Below are 3890 nucleotides of genomic sequence, written 5' to 3' on the forward strand. Positions count from 1 at the left end.
GTGCAAATAGTGCAAATACCACATTGTATTCACCCCGAAGTATAGACGGAAAGAAATCTATAATCAAGTGAGAAAAGATTTAATCGAAATTTTCAAGCGTCTATGTAAGTACAAGGGAGTAGAAATTATAGAAGGTCACATGATGCCCGATCATGTTCACATGTTGGTAGCGATTCCACCGAAAATGGCAGTCTCCACGTTCATGGGATATCTAAAGGGAAAAAGTTCACTCATGATATTCGAGAAACATGCCCAGCTCAAGTATAAATACGGCAATCGAAAGTTTTGGGCAGAAGGGTACTATGTGAGTACAGTGGGCTTAAATGAAGCAACAGTAAGAAAGTATATTCGTGAGCAAGAAGCACATGATCAGGCGGTAGATAAGCTGAGTGTAAAAGAATACGAAGATCCATTCAGCAGTAATCGAAGCAAAAAGAAGTGAAACCAGTTTGACTGGTAAGTGAAAGAGGCAAATAACACTGAGCCTGAACAGTCCTGCTGTCAGGCTAGCGTCTTTAGACGCAGTTTGGCAACAGGGGGTTATACCCCAAGAGCAAACCACCCGTTGGACGGGTGGTCCTGATTTACTGCGTAAGATCAAACGGATGGGGTAACGTTTCCTTTTTTAAACTCACCATTTCACGAATAGAGATCGGCTCGATCTTACCCGACCATTCAGGAACTTTGGCTTTAATCACCTTGGCAGTCTGTAGTCCAGCATTTCCAACATGCCCTATGGTTACACATGTGTCTTGCGATTCCAATTTTTTTTCGATAAGCTTCAACTGTTTGGTAATATGGCTGGCTGTATGCTTATCGTCCAGAAATACTTCATTTTCAATACAAGGCAACTCTTTTTCAGCAGCAAGTTCTGATACAACGGATTTGTAGTCTGTTTTACTGTCGATAAAAAAAAGTCCTCGTTCCTTGCAAACATCCAGAATAATGGACATAATTCGTCGATTGGTTGTTATTTTGGAACCCATATGATTATTCATCCCTACGGCAAAAGGTACATTGTCAATCGCGGCCTCAACTCGTTTTCGTATTTCTTTTTCCGATAAGTCCGAAGTGATGGCCCCAGGTCCTAACCAGTCTTTTCTTCCATGATTAGGTTCCATAGGCATATGAACAAGGATGTTAATTCCTCTTTCATGAGCCAGTAACGCATCTTCCTTGGTGGTTGCCATAAAGGGCATAATCGCAACATTAACTTTAAAAGGAAGACTCAAAATCTCTTCGGTTCCTTTCATCCGGTTACCTAAGTCGTCAATAATGATGCAAACTTTCTTAACATGTTTTGCAGATCCCAATGGTGCAAAGAATGCATAAGTACATCCAATACAGAGTATAAAAGAAATCAACAGTTTATTGAACGAGTGAAAACACGATCGAAAATGAGACATTACACCAATCCTCTAACGTTATATTTTTTTATACTGGCCTCATTATTTGAATGTTTAGCTCAACTTATTCCCAGAAGAGATTGTTCTCAAAGTAAGGATATACAAATTAGGACGGCTGTAATTCCTAAAGACCCAGCATCTTAAGTGGATGTAGGGATTTTTGGGGCACATCTCTAAGACTTGACCAATCACCGAGTTAAATCCAAAGCGACAAAGAAGGTTAGCCCGCCGATTCACTCCCGGCCGCCTTATTGGATGTCAGTTGCTCGATAATGGAGCATTATTAGATTTTATCCAAGGTATGTTAGGACATGAAAAGCATATTAACAACAAATCCATGCTCAACTACGTGCTAAACGACTGAGAACTATATCAGCGATTTAGTTTTGATAGCGGCAGATCAATTTACCAATCTGTCTATTCCGCTATTGGGCAGGTTTCATGATAAAATAGATTATCTTACTTAATTTGGGGGTGGTGGCGAGATGGCTGAAATTCTAGACAAAGGTCCTTTTTATCATGGGACACGAGCAGATTTACAGATTGGAGACTTGCTCACAGCTGGATTTCGCTCAAATTACAATCCAGATGTTGTGATGAGTCACATTTATTTTACAGCTTTGCGTGATGGGGCTGGGTTAGCTGCTGAGTTGGCAAAAGGCGGGGGTGTACCGCGCGTGTATCTCATTGAGCCGACAGGTGAATGGGAAAATGACCCAAATGTGACGGATAAGAAATTTCCAGGTAATCCGACGCGATCATATCGAAGCGAAGCCCCATTAAAAATTATTGGCGAAGTGAAGGATTGGGTGCGACAAACGCCTCAACAACTCGCAGTTTGGCGAAAACGTTTGGCGAAAATAGATAAAGGTGAGATTCTAAATTAGTCTAACTATTAAATGGTCGGTGATCTATCATGGCTGGAGAAAGCAGGGAAGAGAAGTAAGGAACTTAGCATTCTTGGTACGAAAAAATACACATCGACCTCATTACTTCTTCGTTCTGTTGAACTCAATTTTTCTATCATCTTTCCAATACATGGCATAAAAACATTTAAAATGGCCCACTGAAGCAGACAGCCAGTGCAGTTCCTATACCTATGGGTCCACAAAAAATTGAAAAACAATAGATCGGGATACTAAGAGGAGAACCTTGATAAGGCGGCATCTGTTTTACTGCAAGGGTTGACTGCCCACTATTTAACAAAAGATAGTTATGCGGTTAAGGAGAATGATGTAATTCTAGTTCATGCCGCAGCAGGGGGCGTTGGACAGTTGCTTGTTCAAATTGCAAATTTGTACTCGGATGATTGGAAGAGAAAAGTCATGCAGGAGACAAACGGAAAGGTGTGGATGTTGTCTATGACTCAGTAGGCTCCACGCTCGAGGATAGTTTTGCAGTCACCCGCATTGGGGGGACGGTTGTATTTTATGGAATGGCAGGGGGAGACCCTGCTCCAGTTGACCCAAGGATGTTAATGGATACGTCAAAAACGTTGACTGGTGGCGATCTTTGGAATTTCCTTACTTCCCGCGAGGAACGGGCAACCCGTTCAGCCGAGTTGTTCAGCTGGATCGAAGAGGGAAAAATAACGGTATCCGAGCCTACGGTATTTGCACTACGAGATGGAAGAAAAGCGCATCAATTTCTGGAAAGCCGCAAAAGCACGGGGAAAATCTTATTAAGACCATAAAAATTGTCAAGGGACAAGAACATATTCCCATTAAAGTCGCTATTATAGCGGCTTTTTTATTTTATCGGTACAAGTTCTTGTCCCGATCGAAGGACAAGAACTTGTACCGATTTCCGATTAGATGCATATCTAAACAATGCACTCATGGACTTAAAACCTTTTTTAGCACCATAATCTGAATTCGTCCACTAGTTCTTGTTCAGAAGAAATGCGGTCCGTTGGCCGAAGCTGCCCTGATTTAATATTCGAATTTTGTTTGCAGAGCGCCAGCTTTTTCAAAGAGTAGCATCTCCCCATAAACTTTATGATTTTATAATCAATTGGTTATATAAAGCTTATTTCATATATATATTAAATACGGCATATGAAGCGCTTACAATATGGAATCTAAGAAATTGTTGCGAAGGGGGCTTTTCTTTGAAAGGTTAAAATTATGTTAAGAATGGTAGTGCCAAGATGGATTGTAACCGCTTAAATTAACAGAACTAACTAGTCAGCCGACTTTTCAAATGCATAACAAAAAGAGAGGATGACGAACAAATGAAAAAACGCAGTGCTTTAATCTCCATCGTTACACTCCTTATTATGTCACTTGTCTTTACTGCATGTGGTAATCCTTCTGGTTCAAAAACGGAAACACAGCAATTAGGGGCTAATGCCGGTGAGAATGCAACAGAATTATCATTTTGGACATTCGTAGATTTGCACGGCAAGCATTTGGATAAAATGCTGGGGTTATGGAACCAACAGAACCCAGACAAACAGATTAAGTTGAATGTAACGGTTATGCC

At 40.9% G+C, this 3890-nt stretch carries 3 protein-coding genes and 2 pseudogenes; 4 read left to right on the forward strand and 1 reads right to left on the reverse strand.

Annotated elements, in window-relative coordinates; genetic code table 11:
• The first annotated feature begins 22 nt into the window (after positions 1-22).
• Positions 23-442, forward strand: coding sequence for an IS200/IS605 family transposase (gene tnpA / locus AB4Z30_RS29795; protein WP_441931220.1), 420 nt, complete (start codon positions 23-25; stop codon positions 440-442).
• Positions 443-584: 142 nt separating this feature from the next.
• On the opposite strand, the gene AB4Z30_RS29800 is transcribed toward tnpA, so the two are convergent.
• Positions 585-1406, reverse strand: coding sequence for a divergent polysaccharide deacetylase family protein (locus AB4Z30_RS29800; RefSeq protein WP_441931217.1), 822 nt, complete (start codon positions 1404-1406; stop codon positions 585-587).
• A 485-nt stretch (positions 1407-1891) separates the two neighbouring features.
• Between AB4Z30_RS29800 and arr the strand changes: the two genes are divergently transcribed.
• The 3 genes and pseudogenes from arr to AB4Z30_RS29815 all read left to right on the forward strand — a co-directional run.
• Positions 1892-2293, forward strand: a complete 402-nt coding sequence (arr, locus tag AB4Z30_RS29805; protein ID WP_441931219.1) for an NAD(+)--rifampin ADP-ribosyltransferase — start codon at positions 1892-1894, stop codon at positions 2291-2293.
• Between the two features lie 261 nt (positions 2294-2554).
• Positions 2555-3099, forward strand: a pseudogene (locus AB4Z30_RS29810) (zinc-binding dehydrogenase); the annotation flags it as partial.
• Between the two features lie 540 nt (positions 3100-3639).
• Positions 3640-3890 (forward strand): annotated as a pseudogene (locus tag AB4Z30_RS29815) (ABC transporter substrate-binding protein); the annotation flags it as partial.

This window comes from Paenibacillus sp. 2TAF8 (assembly GCF_052114825.1).
GTDB lineage: Bacteria > Bacillota > Bacilli > Paenibacillales > Paenibacillaceae > Paenibacillus.

What these genes read in the sequence shown, in the direction of transcription:
- AB4Z30_RS29800 (WP_441931217.1), bottom strand. Translation starts at nt 1,406, where the DNA reads ATGTCTCATTTTCGATCGTGTTTTCACTCGTTCAATAAACTGTTGATT.
- arr (WP_441931219.1), top strand. Translation starts at nt 1,892, where the DNA reads ATGGCTGAAATTCTAGACAAAGGTCCTTTTTATCATGGGACACGAGCA.